The sequence below is a fragment of the Pseudomonas sp. E6002 genome (genome assembly GCF_013385565.1).
In the GTDB taxonomy this organism is placed as follows: Bacteria; Pseudomonadota; Gammaproteobacteria; order Pseudomonadales; family Pseudomonadaceae; genus Aquipseudomonas.
In genome coordinates, this window is record NZ_JACAPT010000009.1 from 707631 (window position 1) to 722082 (window position 14452).

General features: G+C 61.0%; 18 protein-coding genes. 9 read left to right on the forward strand and 9 right to left on the reverse strand.

Features of this window, described 5'->3' with window-relative positions; genetic code table 11:
- Positions 1-124: 124 nt before the first annotated feature.
- Positions 125-1429 (forward strand): MFS transporter, encoded by a 1305-nt coding sequence (locus HX815_RS09525; protein WP_003213647.1) that lies wholly within the window; start codon positions 125-127, stop codon positions 1427-1429.
- A 134-nt stretch (positions 1430-1563) separates the two neighbouring features.
- Here the strand turns inward: HX815_RS09525 and HX815_RS09530 are convergent, their stop codons facing one another.
- The 3 genes from HX815_RS09530 to trpB form a co-directional block, all read right to left on the reverse strand.
- Positions 1564-2007, reverse strand: coding sequence for an anti-virulence regulator CigR family protein (locus tag HX815_RS09530; RefSeq protein WP_003214903.1), 444 nt, complete (start codon positions 2005-2007; stop codon positions 1564-1566).
- 140 nt (positions 2008-2147) lie between these two features.
- Entirely contained in the window at positions 2148-2957 is an 810-nt protein-coding gene (trpA, locus tag HX815_RS09535) for a tryptophan synthase subunit alpha (RefSeq protein ID WP_003214901.1), read from the reverse strand.
- A complete protein-coding gene (trpB, locus tag HX815_RS09540; protein ID WP_003214899.1) occupies positions 2958-4184 on the reverse strand; it encodes a tryptophan synthase subunit beta in 1227 nt (408 codons plus the stop codon).
- Positions 4185-4293: 109 nt separating this feature from the next.
- On the opposite strand from trpB, the gene HX815_RS09545 reads away from it, so the two are divergent.
- The gene (locus tag HX815_RS09545) at positions 4294-5190 is read left to right on the forward strand and encodes a LysR family transcriptional regulator (RefSeq protein WP_102367816.1); all 897 of its coding nucleotides are present in this window, start codon (positions 4294-4296) and stop codon (positions 5188-5190) included.
- Here HX815_RS09545 and HX815_RS09550 read toward each other — a convergent pair.
- Positions 5187-5513: a YqjD family protein gene (locus HX815_RS09550; protein WP_003170746.1), complete on the reverse strand. Its 327-nt coding sequence runs from the start codon at positions 5511-5513 to the stop codon at positions 5187-5189. The two genes, HX815_RS09545 and HX815_RS09550, sit on opposite strands and share 4 nt — an antisense overlap.
- A gap of 156 nt (positions 5514-5669) precedes the next feature.
- On the opposite strand from HX815_RS09550, the gene HX815_RS09555 reads away from it, so the two are divergent.
- Both HX815_RS09555 and HX815_RS09560 read left to right on the forward strand, forming a co-directional pair.
- Positions 5670-5885 carry a dodecin gene (locus HX815_RS09555; RefSeq protein ID WP_008439585.1) on the forward strand — a complete coding sequence of 72 codons (216 nt, stop codon included), beginning with the start codon at positions 5670-5672 and terminating at the stop codon, positions 5883-5885.
- A gap of 117 nt (positions 5886-6002) precedes the next feature.
- Positions 6003-6230, forward strand: coding sequence for a DUF1161 domain-containing protein (locus HX815_RS09560; RefSeq protein ID WP_003214893.1), 228 nt, complete (start codon positions 6003-6005; stop codon positions 6228-6230).
- Positions 6231-6348: 118 nt separating this feature from the next.
- Here HX815_RS09560 and HX815_RS09565 read toward each other — a convergent pair whose 3' ends face one another.
- The gene (locus HX815_RS09565; protein ID WP_008439586.1) at positions 6349-7350 is read right to left on the reverse strand and encodes an LLM class flavin-dependent oxidoreductase; all 1002 of its coding nucleotides are present in this window, start codon (positions 7348-7350) and stop codon (positions 6349-6351) included.
- A 217-nt stretch (positions 7351-7567) separates the two neighbouring features.
- On the opposite strand from HX815_RS09565, the gene HX815_RS09570 reads away from it, so the two are divergent.
- Positions 7568-7999, forward strand: coding sequence for an OsmC family protein (locus tag HX815_RS09570; protein ID WP_008439587.1), 432 nt, complete (start codon positions 7568-7570; stop codon positions 7997-7999).
- 113 nt (positions 8000-8112) lie between these two features.
- Positions 8113-8352 carry a DUF1161 domain-containing protein gene (locus HX815_RS09575; protein ID WP_003214887.1) on the forward strand — a complete coding sequence of 80 codons (240 nt, stop codon included), beginning with the start codon at positions 8113-8115 and terminating at the stop codon, positions 8350-8352.
- Here the strand turns inward: HX815_RS09575 and HX815_RS09580 are convergent, their stop codons facing one another.
- Complete coding sequence (locus tag HX815_RS09580; protein ID WP_032899915.1) at positions 8353-8775, reverse strand: hypothetical protein; 423 nt, start codon at positions 8773-8775, stop codon at positions 8353-8355.
- A 142-nt stretch (positions 8776-8917) separates the two neighbouring features.
- Here HX815_RS09580 and HX815_RS09585 point away from each other — a divergent pair, with 142 nt between their 5' ends.
- Entirely contained in the window at positions 8918-9973 is a 1056-nt protein-coding gene (locus tag HX815_RS09585) for an aminopeptidase (RefSeq protein ID WP_177028115.1), read from the forward strand.
- A 96-nt stretch (positions 9974-10069) separates the two neighbouring features.
- Here the strand turns inward: HX815_RS09585 and HX815_RS09590 are convergent, their stop codons facing one another.
- Both HX815_RS09590 and HX815_RS09595 read right to left on the reverse strand, forming a co-directional pair.
- Complete coding sequence (locus tag HX815_RS09590) at positions 10070-10723, reverse strand: HAD family hydrolase (protein WP_177028116.1); 654 nt, start codon at positions 10721-10723, stop codon at positions 10070-10072.
- A gap of 11 nt (positions 10724-10734) precedes the next feature.
- On the reverse strand, positions 10735-11277 hold the full coding sequence (locus HX815_RS09595) for a gamma carbonic anhydrase family protein (RefSeq protein WP_003214876.1): 543 nt from the start codon (positions 11275-11277) through the stop codon (positions 10735-10737).
- A gap of 54 nt (positions 11278-11331) precedes the next feature.
- Between HX815_RS09595 and prlC the strand changes: the two genes are divergently transcribed.
- Together prlC and HX815_RS09605 are read left to right on the forward strand one after the other, a co-directional pair.
- On the forward strand, positions 11332-13431 hold the full coding sequence (gene prlC, locus HX815_RS09600; protein ID WP_174717768.1) for an oligopeptidase A: 2100 nt from the start codon (positions 11332-11334) through the stop codon (positions 13429-13431).
- Positions 13428-13700, forward strand: coding sequence for a YheV family putative zinc ribbon protein (locus HX815_RS09605; protein ID WP_003214872.1), 273 nt, complete (start codon positions 13428-13430; stop codon positions 13698-13700). The genes prlC and HX815_RS09605 overlap by 4 nt, the downstream gene beginning before the upstream one ends.
- 27 nt (positions 13701-13727) lie before the next feature.
- Here the strand turns inward: HX815_RS09605 and HX815_RS09610 are convergent, their stop codons facing one another.
- Positions 13728-14414 carry a tyrosine-protein phosphatase gene (locus tag HX815_RS09610; protein ID WP_177028117.1) on the reverse strand — a complete coding sequence of 229 codons (687 nt, stop codon included), beginning with the start codon at positions 14412-14414 and terminating at the stop codon, positions 13728-13730.
- Between the last annotated feature and the right edge of the window lie 38 nt (positions 14415-14452).

The following is a 14452-nucleotide window of genomic DNA, read 5'->3' on the forward strand; positions in this document are numbered from 1 at the left end:
GGCGGAGTGTCAGTCAACACCTCCGCTGCTGGTAGACCGCTTTCGCGAGCAAGCCCGCTCCCACATTTGATTCGGTTTCTTCAGTAAGACCTGTCCTCAATAACCATAAGAAGAGGCAACCCCCATGCAATCCGAGTCCTTCACCGGGCAGGCTTCTTTAGTCACGCCCAGCCGAAAGCGTTTCTTCATCATGGTGCTGCTGTTCATCACCGTGGTGATCAACTACCTGGACCGCAGCAACCTGTCGATTGCCGCTCCGGCCCTGACCAGCGAGCTGGGGATCGACCCGGTGCATGTCGGGCTGATCTTCTCCGCGTTCGGCTGGACCTACGCGGCCATGCAGATTCCCGGCGGCTGGCTGGTGGACCGGGTGCCGCCGCGCATTCTCTACAGCGTCGCCCTGCTGCTGTGGTCGGTGGCCACGGTGATGCTCGGTTTCGCCGCCAGCTTCATCGCGCTGTTCGTGTTGCGCATGGCGGTCGGTGCCCTGGAAGCCCCGGCTTACCCGATCAACAGCCGCGTGGTGACCACCTGGTTCCCTGAGCGTGAGCGGGCCACGGCGATTGGTGTTTATACCTCCGGGCAGTTTGTCGGGCTGGCGTTTCTCACGCCGGTGTTGGCCTGGCTGCAACACACCTTTGGCTGGCACATGGTGTTTGTCGCCACCGGCGGCGTGGGCATTGTGTGGGCGTTGATCTGGTACGCGGTGTACCGCGAGCCACGGGATTTCAAAGGCGCGAATGCGGCGGAAATCGAGCTGATCCGCGAAGGCGGCGGGTTGGTGGACATCCAGGCGCAGGCGGCCAAGGCGCCGTTCAGCTGGGTCGACCTCGGCATCGTGTTGAGCAAGCGCAAACTGTGGGGGATCTACCTGGGGCAGTTCTGCCTGAATTCCACGTTGTGGTTTTTCCTGACGTGGTTTCCGACCTACCTGGTGAAATATCGCGGCATGGACTTCATCAAGTCCGGCCTGCTGGCGTCGCTGCCGTTTCTGGCGGCGTTTGTCGGGGTGCTGTGTTCGGGGCTGTTTTCCGATTGGCTGATTCGCCGGGGAGCGTCCGTGGGGTTTGCGCGCAAGTTGCCGATCATTGGCGGGCTGTTGATTTCCACGGCGATCATCGGCGCCAACTTTGTTGATTCCACGGCGTGGGTGATTGCGTTTCTGGCGGTGGCGTTTTTCGGCAATGGCCTGGCGTCGATCACCTGGTCGCTGGTGTCGACCCTGGCGCCGGCAAGGCTGCTGGGGCTGACCGGAGGGGTGTTCAACTTCATCGGCAATCTGTCGGCGATTACCACGCCGATCGTGATTGGCTTTCTGGCGACAGGAGATTCGTTTGCACCGGCGATTACGTACATTGCGGTGCTGGCGTTGTTGGGGGCGTTGTCCTACATCTTGCTGGTCGGCAAGGTCGAGCGTATCGAGATTTAGGCGACTACTGCGGCGAGGGAGCTTGCTGTGGCGAGGGAGCTTGCTCCCGCTGGAGTGCGCAGCGCTCCCAGGATTTTGGGGCCGCTGCGCAGCCCAGCGGGAGCAAGCTCCCTCACCAAAAAAGCAGTGCGGCTCTAGTACAGCGCGCCATCCAGAATCTGATACACGATGCTGGTGCCAACGGCGATCAAGACGATGTCCCCACCCGAACGGCGCCATTCATAACCAGGGTATTGCGGCAGATGGCCCAGCGCCCGTGGGTCCAGACGCTCACCATAGTAGTTTGGCGGCAGGCGCTGGCCGCGCACCAGGTGGATGCCGGGAGGCGGCGGCGCGCCACGGCGGAAGTCGCCATGGTTGTCGCGGATGACCTGTCTCACAGGACCAAAGTCCTGAGGCGGCCCACCACGGTGGTTGTCCTGCGGCCCGCGATGGTCATCGCCACGTTGATCGTGCTGGCCCTGTGGGCCACCACGGTCAGGTCCGCCACCCTGATCATAGGGCGCAGCTTGGACCAGGGCGCTGGCGCCAAGCACCAGCACGCCTACACCTGCAATCAAACGTTTGGGGATTTTCATGGGGCTGTTTCCTCAGTACTGCACGAACAAAAAAGGGATTTCGAACCGAGTTCGAAATCCCTTGGTCTTGTTAGCTTAGGTGCTGATTTGCCAGCATGATTCCTCTGTATCAGGAACTTTACCTACCGCTTACGAGCCGCTTACTTACGGGCGTTGCGTACACCTTCCGACAGCGCCGAGCACAGGGTCAATACACCGTCGATGGCCTGTTGATCATTGCTGGCGTTGGCGATGTGGTCGATCAGTGCCGACCCCACCACCACACCGTCTGCCAGGCGGGCGATTGCAGCGGCCTGCTCCGGGGTGCGGATGCCGAAACCGATGCTGATCGGCAGGTCGGTATGCCGACGCAGACGGGTCACGGCCTCTTCGACGTGTTCCAGGGTCGCGGCACCGGCACCGGTCACACCGGCCACCGACACGTAGTACACAAACCCTGAGCTGCCGTTGAGCACGGTCGGCAGGCGCGCGTCGTCGGTGGTCGGCGTGGTCAGGCGGATAAAGTCGATACCGGCAGCCTGGGCCGGGTCGCACAGCTCGCCGTTATGTTCCGGCGGCATGTCGACCACGATCAGGCCGTCGACGCCGGCTTCTTTCGCATCGCTGATGAAGCGTGGCACGCCGTACATGTGGATCGGGTTGAAGTAGCCCATCAGCACCAGCGGCGTGTCGCTGTTGCCCTCGCGGAACTCGCGAACCATTTGCAGGGTTTTCGTGAGGTTCTGCTTGGCGGTCAGCGCGCGGATGTTGGCCAGTTGAATGGCCGGGCCGTCAGCCATCGGGTCAGTGAACGGCATGCCCAGTTCGATCACATCGGCGCCGGCCGCCGGCAAGCCCTTGAGGATCGCCAGCGAGGTGTCATAGCCCGGGTCGCCAGCGGTGACGAAGGTCACCAGGGCGGCGCGGTTTTGTTCTTTCAGTTGCGCAAAACGTGTTTGCAGGCGGCTCATTTAGTGTTTCTCCTGCTTGGACTGTTCCATGTGGTGCATCACGGTTTGCATGTCTTTGTCGCCACGGCCGGACAGGTTGACCACCATCAGGTGATCTTTCGGCAAGGTCGGCGCGCGCTTGAACACTTCGGCCAAGGCGTGGGCGCTTTCCAGTGCAGGAATAATCCCTTCCAGGCGGCAGCATTTGTGAAAGGCGTCGAGGGCTTCGTCGTCGGTCACCGAGGTGTACTGGACGCGGCCGATGTCGTGCAACCAGGCGTGTTCAGGGCCGATGCCCGGGTAGTCGAGGCCCGCGGAGATCGAGTGGGCGTCGATGATCTGGCCATCGTCGTCCTGCAACAGGAAGGTACGGTTGCCGTGGAGCACACCCGGTACGCCGCCGTTGAGGCTGGCCGCGTGTTTGCCGGTCTCGATGCCGTAGCCGGCCGCTTCAACGCCGATGATTTCGACGCTGGTGTCATCCAGGAACGGATGGAACAGGCCCATGGCATTGGAACCGCCGCCGATGCACGCCACCAGGCTGTCGGGCAGACGGCCTTCCTGGGCCTGCAGCTGGGTACGGGTTTCCTTGCCGATCACGGCCTGGAAGTCGCGAACCATCGCCGGGTACGGGTGCGGGCCGGCCACGGTGCCGATCAGGTAGAAGGTGCTGTCGACGTTGGTGACCCAGTCACGCAGCGCTTCGTTCATCGCGTCTTTCAGGGTGCCGGTACCGGCGACTACCGGGATCACTTCAGCGCCCAGCAGCTTCATGCGAAATACGTTGGCCTGCTGGCGCTCGATGTCGGTGGTGCCCATGTAGATCACGCATTGCAGGCCGAAACGCGCGGCGACGGTGGCCGTGGCCACACCGTGCATGCCGGCGCCGGTCTCGGCGATGATGCGTTTTTTACCCATGCGCCGCGCCAGCAGGATCTGGCCGATGCAGTTATTGATCTTGTGGGCGCCGGTGTGGTTCAGCTCTTCGCGCTTGAGGTAGATCTTGGCGCCACCGCAGAACTCGGTCAGGCGCTCGGCGAAGTACAGCGGGCTTGGGCGTCCGACGTAGTCGCGCTGGAAGTAGGCCAGTTCTTCGTTGAAGGCCGGATCGATCTTGGCCGCTTCGTATTCGCGGGCCAGGTCAAGGATCAACGGCATCAGGGTTTCCGCCACGTAGCGGCCGCCGAACGAACCAAACAGGCCATTGGCATCCGGGCCGTTGCGTAAATCGGTCTGGGTCTGAGTCATGGGACGCTCCAGGTAGAAAATGTGTAAGAGGCAATGACGGTCACTCTACCCCTGACGCTTCCCCGTGAAAACCGATAAGATCGCCACAACCTGTCAGGAAAACTCACAGATGAGCCGAGACCTCCCACCGCTGAATGCCTTGCGCGCTTTTGAGGCGACTGCGCGCCTGAACAGCGTTAGCCAGGCCGCTGAGCAACTGCACGTGACCCATGGTGCGGTCAGCCGGCAGCTCAAGGTGTTGGAAGAACACCTCGGCGTCAGCCTGTTCGCCAAGGACGGGCGCGGCCTCAAACTCACAGATGCCGGCATTCGTCTGCGGGATGCGAGTTTCGAGGCCTTCGAGCGACTGAGGGACACCTGCGCCGAGCTCACGCAAAGCAGTGCCGATGCGCCGTTTGTGCTCGGCTGCTCCGGCAGCCTGCTGGCGCGCTGGTTTATTCCGCGTCTGGGGCGCCTGAACGCCGAGTTGCCGGATTTGCGCCTGCATCTGTCGGCGGGTGAAGGCGATCTTGACCCACGCCGCCCCGGCCTGGACGCGCTGCTGGTGTTCGCCGAACCTCCATGGCCGGCGGATATGCAGGTGTACGAATTGGCCAGCGAACGCATCGGCCCGGTCATGAGCCCGCGTTTTGCCCATTACGAGCGATTGCGCCAGGCGCCTCCCGAGGCGCTGCTGAATGAGGCCCTGTTGCACACTACCTCACGCCCGCAAGCCTGGCCCAGCTGGGCGCAGCACCATGGGATCGACGCTGGCGCGTTGAAGTACGGTCAGGGGTTTGAGCATTTGTATTATTTGCTGGAGGCGGCGGTGGCCGGGCTGGGGGTAGCAATTGCGCCTGAGCCGCTGGTGGCAGAGGACCTGCGAGCGGGTCGCCTGGTTGCGCCGTGGGGTTTCAGTGAAACCCCGGCGCAACTGGCGTTGTGGCTACCCAAGCGCGCCGCAGATGGGCGCGCCGGGCAACTGGCGCAGTGGCTCAAGGCTGAGCTTGCGCGCCAGGACGTTTAATCGCCGCGTTTGCACAGCAAGTAGGCCGCCAGCAGACCCAGCGCGCCGACGGCAACACCGGCGGTAGTCCATGGATGCTCTTGCGCGTAGTCCCGTGTTGCAACACCGGTTTCGCGGATTTTGACTTTGCTTTCTTCATAGGCATCGCTGATCAGGTGGCGAGAATGCTTGAGGGCGTTCTCGGCATTGCTTTTCAGGGCCTTCAGGGTTTTGCGCGACTCGTCAGACGCATCGTCCTTGAGGCTTTCCAAAGATTTGAGCAGGCTCGAAATCTCGGCTTCCATGCTTTCCAATGACGCTTTGCGTAAAGAGGTGTTGGCCATGTGGGCTCTCCTGGAGTGATTGAGTGGCGTGTGTTGTTTCCGACTGCGGCGGTTTCAGAAAGTGCAGTAAATCTGAACTTTCACATCGCAATAGCCGCCAGAAGCAGTACGAGAATTCACTGCTAGTCTTGATTAACGACCCCAGGAGAAAAACTTATGAGTGATCATCACACCTACAAGAAAGTCGAACTGGTGGGCTCTTCCGCGACCAGCATCGAGGAGGCCATCAACAATGCCCTGGCTGAAGCCAGCAAGAGCATCAAGCACTTGGAGTGGTTTGAAGTGACCGAAACCCGTGGCCACATCAAGGACGGCAAGGCAGCGCATTTCCAGGTCACCCTCAAGGTGGGGTTCCGAATTGCCAGTAGTTGATTGAGCCGGTTGAACTTGCGCGCTGGCCGATTGCCATAAACTCCGCTACAACCTTTAGGCACGTCGACGTGACGAGCGTCGGCGTGCTTCCTTTCGATCAACCCAAGGAAGTGACGGATGAAGAACTTTTTGTTGGCGGTAGGTTTGTTGAGCATTGCGGGCACGGCCCTGGCGGCGGGCAAGCCTTGTGAAGAGCTGAAAAGCGAGATTGCGGCGAAAATCGACGCGAAAGGCGCTTCGGGCTACTCCCTGGAAATCGTGGACAAAGGTGCTGCACCTAGTGACCACACGGTTGTCGGCAGCTGTGAAGCCGGTACCAAGGAAATCGCCTACAAGCGCGGGTGATCCCGTGTTGCAGACGTAAAAAACCGACGCAAGTGCGTCGGTTTTTTTATGCCTGCGATCCCTCGCTCCGCGTGGGAATGAAGCCTGGGATGCTCTGCGTCCCGCCTCACTCCTGGATTCAGCCTTTCATGATCTGGGCCAGCAGCTCGTAGGAATGAATCCGGTCGGCATGCTCGTACAGGTCACAGGTGAAGATCAGCTCATCCGCGCCGGTCTGCTCCACCAGCACTTCCAGCTTGGCGCGGATCTTCTGTGGGCTGCCCACCATGGCCAGGCCAAGGAAACTGCCTACAGCGTCTTTCTCATGGGGCAGCCACAGGCCGTCCATGGTCTTGACCGGCGGGCGCTGCACCAGGCTTTGCCCACGCATCAGCGCGAGAATTCGCTGGTACACCGAGGTGGCCAGGTAATCGGCTTGCTCATCGGTGTCGGCGGCCACCAGCGGGATACCGAGCATCACGTAGGGCTTGTCCAGCACGGCCGAAGGCTTGAAGTGGTTGCGATAGACGCGAATCGCTTCATGCATCAGGCGCGGTGCGAAATGCGAGGCAAAGGCGTAAGGCAAACCGCGCTCGCCCGCCAGTTGTGCACTGAACAGGCTTGAGCCCAGCAGCCACACAGGCACATTGGTGCCCGTGCCGGGTACAGCGATCACGCGCTGGTCCGGGGTGCGCGGGCCAAGGTAGGCCATCAGTTCTGCCACGTCTTCCGGGAAATCATCGGCACTGCCGGAGCGTTCACGGCGCAGCGCGCGGGCGGTCATCTGGTCGGAGCCTGGTGCGCGGCCAAGGCCCAGGTCGATGCGGCCCGGGTACAGGCTTTCCAGGGTGCCGAACTGCTCGGCGATCACCAACGGTGCGTGGTTGGGCAGCATCACGCCACCGGAACCGACACGGATCGTCGAGGTGCCGCCGGCCAGGTAACCCAGCAATACCGAGGTCGCCGAGCTGGCGATGCCGTCCATATTGTGGTGTTCGGCGACCCAGAAACGGTTGTAGCCGAATTTTTCCACGTGCTGGGCCAGGTCCAGGGAATTGCGCAGCGACTGCGCCGGGCTGCCGTTGGCGCGCACGGGCACGAGGTCGAGGGTCGAGAACTTTACGTCGGACAGCGATTTCATAAGCCTGCTTCTCCAATGGGGGCGCAGGCTTCTTAGACGAACCAAAACCTGCCGCTTCATGTGCATGTCCTATGCAATGAGGGCATATACCCGAGATTCAATAGCGATGGTGAAATTTCCTACTTAATCGCTAGGTTTCTCCGACAAGATGAACTTTGCCGTGGCGTCTATCCTCAGAACCCTTACTGACGCAAAACCACCGTTCGAGGAGACCGCTATGAGTATTGTTAAAAAAGCATCCGCGCATTGGGAAGGCGACCTGAAGACTGGCCTGGGTTCCATTTCCACCGAAACCGGCGTTCTGCGTGAAGCGCCTTACGGCTTCAAGGCCCGTTTCGAAGGTGGCAAGGGCACCAACCCTGAAGAACTGATCGGCGCAGCCCATGCCGGTTGTTTCTCCATGGCGTTTTCCATGATTCTCGGCGATGCCGGGCTCAAGGCCGACAGCATCGACACCCAGGCCGAAGTGACCCTGGACCAAGTGGACGGTGGCTTTGCGATTACTGCCGTGCACCTGACCCTCAAGGCGAAGATCCCGGGCGCCAGCCAGGCGCAGTTCGATGAGCTGAGCAAAAAGGCCAAGGAAGGATGCCCCGTGTCCAAGGTACTGAATGCAACCATTACCCTGGATGGCACGCTGGTTAGTTGATGCAACCCCCTTGCAGGGGTGAGCTTGCTCGCCCCTGCAGGTGCAAATGTGGTCGAATAGCCGATTGCAGACTCAGCGCACACCCGTGCGCGTGCATTCAGGGAGCTTCACACATGAAACGTATTGCCTTGGCGGTTATCTGCTGTGCACTGGCCACGTCGGCGCTGGCGGCGCCAAAAGATTGTGAAGAGCTCAGGAAGGAGATCGAGGTCAAAATCCAGGCGAATGCCGTTCCGTCCTACACCCTCGAAATCGTCACCAAGGAAGAAGCTGACAAGCACGACAGCGCCATGGTTGTCGGCAGCTGTGAGAATGGCACCAAAGCCATCGTCTACCAGAAGAACAACGACTGATCAGATGCAGTTGACGCTACGTTCTTCGGCCAGCAATTGACCCGCTTTGTTGTACAGCCGGATATTCGGGTTGTAGCCCAGTGAGCGCCCTTCCAGGCGATAGCGCTGGCCCGCCTCGAAACGGTCGTATTGCAGGGTCATGAAGCAGGTACGGTCAGTGGTTTGGCCAAACCCGCCGAAACTGCCGCCGGTAGGCACCTCGAAATCAAAACGTACCATCAGCTCATGGCTGCCAGGCGGCACCTGGAAGAAGCGCCCGTCGTTCAGGTTTTTCCCGTCCAGGCGTTGCGCCATTACCAGCTTGGCGCCGGGTGTCGGGGTAGCGAAGTCGACCCAGGCCTGGTGTGGATCAACCGGCGGTAGTGGCGTCGACGCACAGGCACTGAGAAAAATCGCGGCGACGGGAAGCAGTAGCTGACGCATGTTAAGCACTCAACTGTAGGAATGGTTTTTTGAACGGCTGCGTTCGGCAGCACGCTCCCTATGAGTATAAACACGCCACGCCATGGAAAAATTCCCCACAGGCGAGATAGTCTGGCGGGATGGTTACCGGCGAGAGGTTTTAATGGTCAGGCGTTTGCTTCCCGGCTTGATGCTGCTGTTGCTCAGTGGCTGTTCCAGCGTCAGTTATTACAGCCAACTGGCAGACGGCCAATGGCAATTGCTGCGTGCCCGGGAGCCAGTCTCCGCGGTCGTCGCCGACCCGTCCCGGCCACAGGTGCTGCGCGAGCACTTGGCGCAATCGCAGAAAGCCCGCACCTTCGCCAGCGAACACCTGCACCTGCCGGATAACCAGAGTTACCGGCTGTATGCCGATATCGGCCGTCCTTACGTGGTCTGGAACGTGTTCGCCACGCCTGAATTTTCCCTGTCCCCGCAAACCCACTGCTTCCCGATTGCCGGTTGCGTGGCCTATCGCGGCTACTACAACCAGGGCGCCGCACGCGGCCAGGCGGCTTTGTTGAAGCAGCAAGGGATGGATGTGTCGATTGGCGGCGTGGAGGCCTATTCCACCCTCGGCTGGTTCAACGATCCGATCATGAGTTCGATGATGAGCTGGGGGGACGAGCGCCTGGCCACGCTGATTTTTCATGAGCTGGCGCACCAGCGGTTTTATGTGAAGGACGACACCGAGTTCAACGAGTCGTACGCCACCTTCGTCGAGCAGGAAGGTACCCGGCAATGGCGCGCCGCCCAAGGCTTGCCGCCTGCCAGCGAGTCGGCGCTGAAACAGCGCGACCAGTTCACCCGGCTGGTGCTCGATACCCGCAAACGCCTGGAGCAGTTGTATGCGCAGCCGCTGGCGGCAGATGCCATGCGCCAGGCCAAGGCCGCTGAATTCGAGCGCCTGCGCAGTGACTACCGGCACATGCGCGATAGCCAGTGGGGTGGCGACAAGCGTTATGACGCCTGGGTCAACCTGCCGATGAACAACGCAAGGTTGCTGCCGTTTGGGCTGTATGACCAGTGGGTGCCGGCGTTCGTCGCGTTGTTCCGGCAGGAAGGCGGGGATTGGCCGAAGTTCTTTGCGGCGGTGGAGAAGCTGGGCGGGTTGCCGGTGGATCAGCGCAAGGCGGCCCTGAGGGCGTTGGAGGGATCCGGGCAAGTGGTTGGCCGGTAGGGCCTCATCGCGGGCAAGCCCGGCTCCCACATTTGACTGAGTTGTCTTGGCCGACCGTGATCAAATGTGGGAGCTGGCTTGCCTGCGATAGCGCATTCAAGGCCGTTGCAAAAACGCCTGATGCAGCTCGGCCAATGTTTCAAAATGCCAGGTCGGCGCCTCGGCACTCAGCTCTTCATGGCTGCCAAACCCATAACCCACCGCCGCCGAATCCAGCCCATTGCTGCGGGCCCCGATCAGGTCGTGCTTGCGGTCGCCAATCATCAAGGTGCTGGCCGAGTCCAGGCTTTCTTGCGCCATCAGGTGGGCGATCAGCTCGACCTTGTTGGTGCGGGTGCCGTCCAGCTCGCTGCCGTAGATCACCTTGAAGTGCTTGGCGAAATCAAAATGCCGGGCGATTTCCCGGGCAAATACCCAAGGCTTGGACGTGGCTACATACAGCTGGCGGCCCTGGCCATTCAATTCCTCAAGCAGCGGCATCACGCCGTCGAACACGCGGTTTTCGTACAGGCCGGTGACCTTGAAGCGCTCGCGGTAGAAATTCACCGCTTCCCAGGCCTTGGCTTCGTCGAAACCATAAAACTGCATGAACGCTTGCAGCAGCGGCGGGCCGATGAAGTGCTCGAGTTTGGTCAGGTCCGGCTCATCGATCCCCAGTTTGGCGAGGGCGTACTGGATCGAGCGGGTGATGCCTTCGCGGGGGTCGGTGAGGGTGCCATCGAGGTCGAACAAAACGGTCTGGTAATGCATGGGTGTCCTTGTCATTGGTCGAAGCCTTCGGCCAGGTGCAGGTCTTTGAGCTTTACGTAGTTCGCGGCGCTGTAGGTGAAAAATGCCCGTTCCTTGTCAGTCAGCGGGCGGATTTGTTTAACCGGGCTGCCAACATACAAAAAACCGCTCTCAAGTTTCTTGCCCGGCGGCACCAGGCTGCCGGCGCCGATGATCACCTCGTCTTCCACCACGGCGCCGTCCATCACAATGCTGCCCATGCCGATCAGGATCCGGCTGCCTACCGTGCAGCCATGCAGCATGACCTTGTGGGCAATGGTCACATCGTCGCCGATCAGCAGCGGGAAACCATCAGGATTGAAGGGGCCTGCGTGGGTAATGTGCAGCACGCAGCCGTCCTGCACGCTGGTGCGCGCACCGATGCGGATGCGGTGCATGTCGCCGCGGATCACCGTCAGCGGCCATACCGAGCTGTCGGTGCCGATTTCGACGTCGCCGATCACCACCGCCGATGCATCGACGAAAGCCCCGGCGGCCAGGGCCGGCGTGTGATTCTGGTAGGTGCGAAGGGTCACGATAGGCTCTCTCTCTTCTGCTGATAGCTGCGGTGGGCGTTGATTGTAATTAAGATGGCCCCATCTTTGTTCTTACATGTTTCTTCAGCCAAGGTGCCAACCGTGAGCGCGAACAACCCTCTTCTGCAGTCCTACGACCTGCCGCCGTTCTCGGCGATCCGTGCCGAGCACGTGCAGCCGGCCATTGAACAGATCCTCGCCGACAACCGCGTCGCCATCGAAGGGATCCTGCAAAGCCAGGGTAAAAATCCGACCTGGGCCGGGCTGGTCCTGGCCATGGACGAACTCAATGACCGCCTGGGCGCCGCCTGGAGCCCGGTCAGCCACCTGAATGCCGTGTGCAACAGCGCCGAACTGCGGGAAGCCTACGAGGCGTGCCTGCCGGCACTGAGCGCCTACTCCACAGAGATGGGCCAGAACCGCGAGTTGTTCCAGGCCTTCGACGCCCTGGCCAACAGCCCGGAAGCCGCCGGCTTCGACGTGGCGCAAAAAACGATTCTGGAACACTCCCTGCGGGACTTCCGTCTGTCGGGTATCGATTTGCCGCCTGAGCAGCAAAAGCGTTATGCCGAAGTGCAGAGCAAGCTCTCCGAACTGGGCAGCAAGTTCTCCAACCAATTGCTCGATGCCACCCAGGCCTGGACCAAGCACGTCACTGACGAAGCAACCCTCGCCGGCCTGACCGATTCCTCCAAGGCGCAAATGGCTGCGGCTGCCCAGGCCAAGGGCCTCGACGGCTGGCTGATCACCCTGGAATTCCCAAGCTACTACGCGGTGATGACCTACGCCCACGACCGCGCCCTGCGTGAAAAAATCTACGCAGCCTACTGCACCCGCGCGTCGGACCAAGGCCCGAATGCCGGTCAGAATGATAATGGCCCGGTCATGGAACAGATCCTCGACCTGCGTCAGGAGCTGGCGCAACTGCTGGGCTTCGCCTCGTTCTCCGAGCTGAGCCTGGCCACCAAAATGGCCGAGTCCAGCGACCAGGTGCTGAGCTTCCTGCGTGACCTGGCCAAGCGCAGCAAGCCGTTTGCCACCCAGGACCTGCAACAGCTCAAGGCCTATGCCGCCGAACAAGGCTGCGCGGACCTGCAAAGCTGGGACAGCGGTTTCTACGGCGAAAAACTGCGGGAGCAGCGTTACAGCGTTTCCCAGGAAGCCCTGCGCGCCTACTTCCCGATCGACAAGGTACTCAGCGGCCTGTTCGCCATCGTGCAACGCCTGTATGGCATCGAGATCGCCGAGCAGAAAGGCTTCGACACCTGGCACCCGGATGTTCGCCTGTTCGAAATCAAGGAAAACGGCCAGCACGTCGGCCGCTTCTTTTTCGACCTGTACGCCCGCGCCAACAAGCGTGGGGGTGCCTGGATGGACGGCGCCCGTGACCGTCGCCGCACGGTTGATGGCGTGCTGCAAAGCCCGGTGGCCAACCTGGTGTGCAACTTCACCCCGGCCGACAGCGGCAAGCCTGCCCTGCTGACCCACAATGAAGTGACCACGCTGTTCCACGAATTCGGCCACGGCCTGCACCACCTGCTGACCCGTGTAGAGCACGCCGGCGTGTCCGGCATCAACGGCGTGGCCTGGGATGCGGTGGAGTTGCCGAGCCAGTTCATGGAGAACTGGTGCTGGGAGCCGGAAGGCCTGGCGCTGATTTCCGGTCACTATGAAACCGGTGAGCCGCTGCCTCAGGACCTGCTGGAAAAAATGCTCGCGGCGAAGAACTTCCAGTCCGGCCTGATGATGGTTCGCCAGTTGGAGTTCTCGCTGTTCGACTTCGAGCTGCACGCTACCCACGGCGATGGCCGCAGTGTGCTGCAGGTGCTGGAAGGCGTGCGTGATGAGGTGTCGGTGATGCGTCCGCCCGCCTACAACCGCTTCCCCAACAGCTTCGCGCATATCTTCGCTGGCGGTTACGCCGCGGGTTACTACAGCTACAAGTGGGCGGAAGTGCTGTCGGCCGATGCCTTTTCCAAGTTCGAAGAAGATGGCGTACTCAATGCCGAGACTGGCCGAGCGTTCCGCGAGGCGATCCTGGCCCGTGGCGGTTCCCAGGCACCGATGGTGCTGTTCGTCGATTTCCGCGGACGGGCGCCGTCGATTGACGCACTCTTGCGCCACAGCGGCCTGAGTGAGGACGCGGCAGCATGAGTGAAGCACCTGTGAAAACCAAAAAACGCTTTATCGCCGGGGCAGTCTGCCCGGCGTGCAGCGAGCCGGACAAGTTGATGATGTGGAGCGAGGACGATGTTCCGCACCGCGAATGCGTGGCTTGCGGCTATTCCGACACGCTGAATGAACAAGGTCTGTCAGTGCCCAAGGAATTGGGTACGCGGGTCAATACGTCGGCGTTGAAAGCACCGGACCCCAAGGTGCAAGCGGTGCAGTTCTTCCCTAATCCGAAGTTGAAGAAAGACTGATCGTGAAGCGCTCCCTGGGTTGATGGCTCAGGGAGCGACCACCCAGGCGGTTTTTTCCTCGGCCGGGTCTTTGGCGTTGTCCGCGGTATTCAGCCAGCTTTTCATCGAGCACAGTGCAAAGGCGCTGGTGCTGCATTCGCCGTTGGCCAGTGCGGTGCGTAACTTGTCGACATCGGCCCTCATCATGTAGCGAACGCCGTCCTTGAAGCCGCTACTGGCGCCAAAGCCGCCCAAGGTCATTTCGTTCAGCGCATCTTCCTTGCTCCATCCCTGAATCACCACCCGATACATCGCCGCCATCAGGCCCGTGCGGTCGGAGCCGTGTTTGCAGTGCATCAGCACCGGGCCGTTGGCTTCGGCATCCTGAATCGCGCGCAACGCTGCGAGCACATCGGCGTCATCGACATGGTTGGTGCGATAGGACAATTGCACCTGGTTGATGCCGGGTGATTTCAGCCAGTTGGCATCTGACTCGGGCAGAAAGTTGATCACCGTTCCGATCTTGAGTTTTTCCAATACAGGAACAGCACCGCTATCCGGCAGCGCGCTGCGATAGAGCGTGGGCGTCATCTGATACAGGTTGTATTGATTGCCCACCGGCTGGGCCCATTCCAACGAACGAATGGGCGTGAGCTCTTCGGCCTGGGACGGTGCGGTGGTGAACAGCGCCATGAACACGAGGCTGACGGCAGGCAGCAATTGATTCTTGAACATGCGCGATGTAACCGAATAGGGAAGGGGCTGATGGGGCC

Excerpts from the sequence above, each read along its gene's own strand:
- HX815_RS09610 (WP_177028117.1), bottom strand. The coding sequence starts at position 14,414 with ATGTTCAAGAATCAATTGCTGCCTGCCGTCAGCCTCGTGTTCATGGCG.
- prlC (WP_174717768.1), top strand. The coding sequence starts at position 11,332 with ATGGCCCCATCTTTGTTCTTACATGTTTCTTCAGCCAAGGTGCCAACC.
- HX815_RS09565 (WP_008439586.1), bottom strand. The coding sequence starts at position 7,350 with ATGAAATCGCTGTCCGACGTAAAGTTCTCGACCCTCGACCTCGTGCCC.
- HX815_RS09605 (WP_003214872.1), top strand. The coding sequence starts at position 13,428 with ATGAGTGAAGCACCTGTGAAAACCAAAAAACGCTTTATCGCCGGGGCA.
- HX815_RS09570 (WP_008439587.1), top strand. The coding sequence starts at position 7,568 with ATGAGTATTGTTAAAAAAGCATCCGCGCATTGGGAAGGCGACCTGAAG.
- HX815_RS09525 (WP_003213647.1), top strand. The coding sequence starts at position 125 with ATGCAATCCGAGTCCTTCACCGGGCAGGCTTCTTTAGTCACGCCCAGC.
- HX815_RS09560 (WP_003214893.1), top strand. The coding sequence starts at position 6,003 with ATGAAGAACTTTTTGTTGGCGGTAGGTTTGTTGAGCATTGCGGGCACG.
- HX815_RS09555 (WP_008439585.1), top strand. The coding sequence starts at position 5,670 with ATGAGTGATCATCACACCTACAAGAAAGTCGAACTGGTGGGCTCTTCC.
- HX815_RS09575 (WP_003214887.1), top strand. The coding sequence starts at position 8,113 with ATGAAACGTATTGCCTTGGCGGTTATCTGCTGTGCACTGGCCACGTCG.
- HX815_RS09585 (WP_177028115.1), top strand. The coding sequence starts at position 8,918 with ATGGTCAGGCGTTTGCTTCCCGGCTTGATGCTGCTGTTGCTCAGTGGC.
- HX815_RS09580 (WP_032899915.1), bottom strand. The coding sequence starts at position 8,775 with ATGCGTCAGCTACTGCTTCCCGTCGCCGCGATTTTTCTCAGTGCCTGT.
- trpA (WP_003214901.1), bottom strand. The coding sequence starts at position 2,957 with ATGAGCCGCCTGCAAACACGTTTTGCGCAACTGAAAGAACAAAACCGC.
- HX815_RS09530 (WP_003214903.1), bottom strand. The coding sequence starts at position 2,007 with ATGAAAATCCCCAAACGTTTGATTGCAGGTGTAGGCGTGCTGGTGCTT.
- trpB (WP_003214899.1), bottom strand. The coding sequence starts at position 4,184 with ATGACTCAGACCCAGACCGATTTACGCAACGGCCCGGATGCCAATGGC.
- HX815_RS09550 (WP_003170746.1), bottom strand. The coding sequence starts at position 5,513 with ATGGCCAACACCTCTTTACGCAAAGCGTCATTGGAAAGCATGGAAGCC.
- HX815_RS09590 (WP_177028116.1), bottom strand. The coding sequence starts at position 10,723 with ATGCATTACCAGACCGTTTTGTTCGACCTCGATGGCACCCTCACCGAC.
- HX815_RS09545 (WP_102367816.1), top strand. The coding sequence starts at position 4,294 with ATGAGCCGAGACCTCCCACCGCTGAATGCCTTGCGCGCTTTTGAGGCG.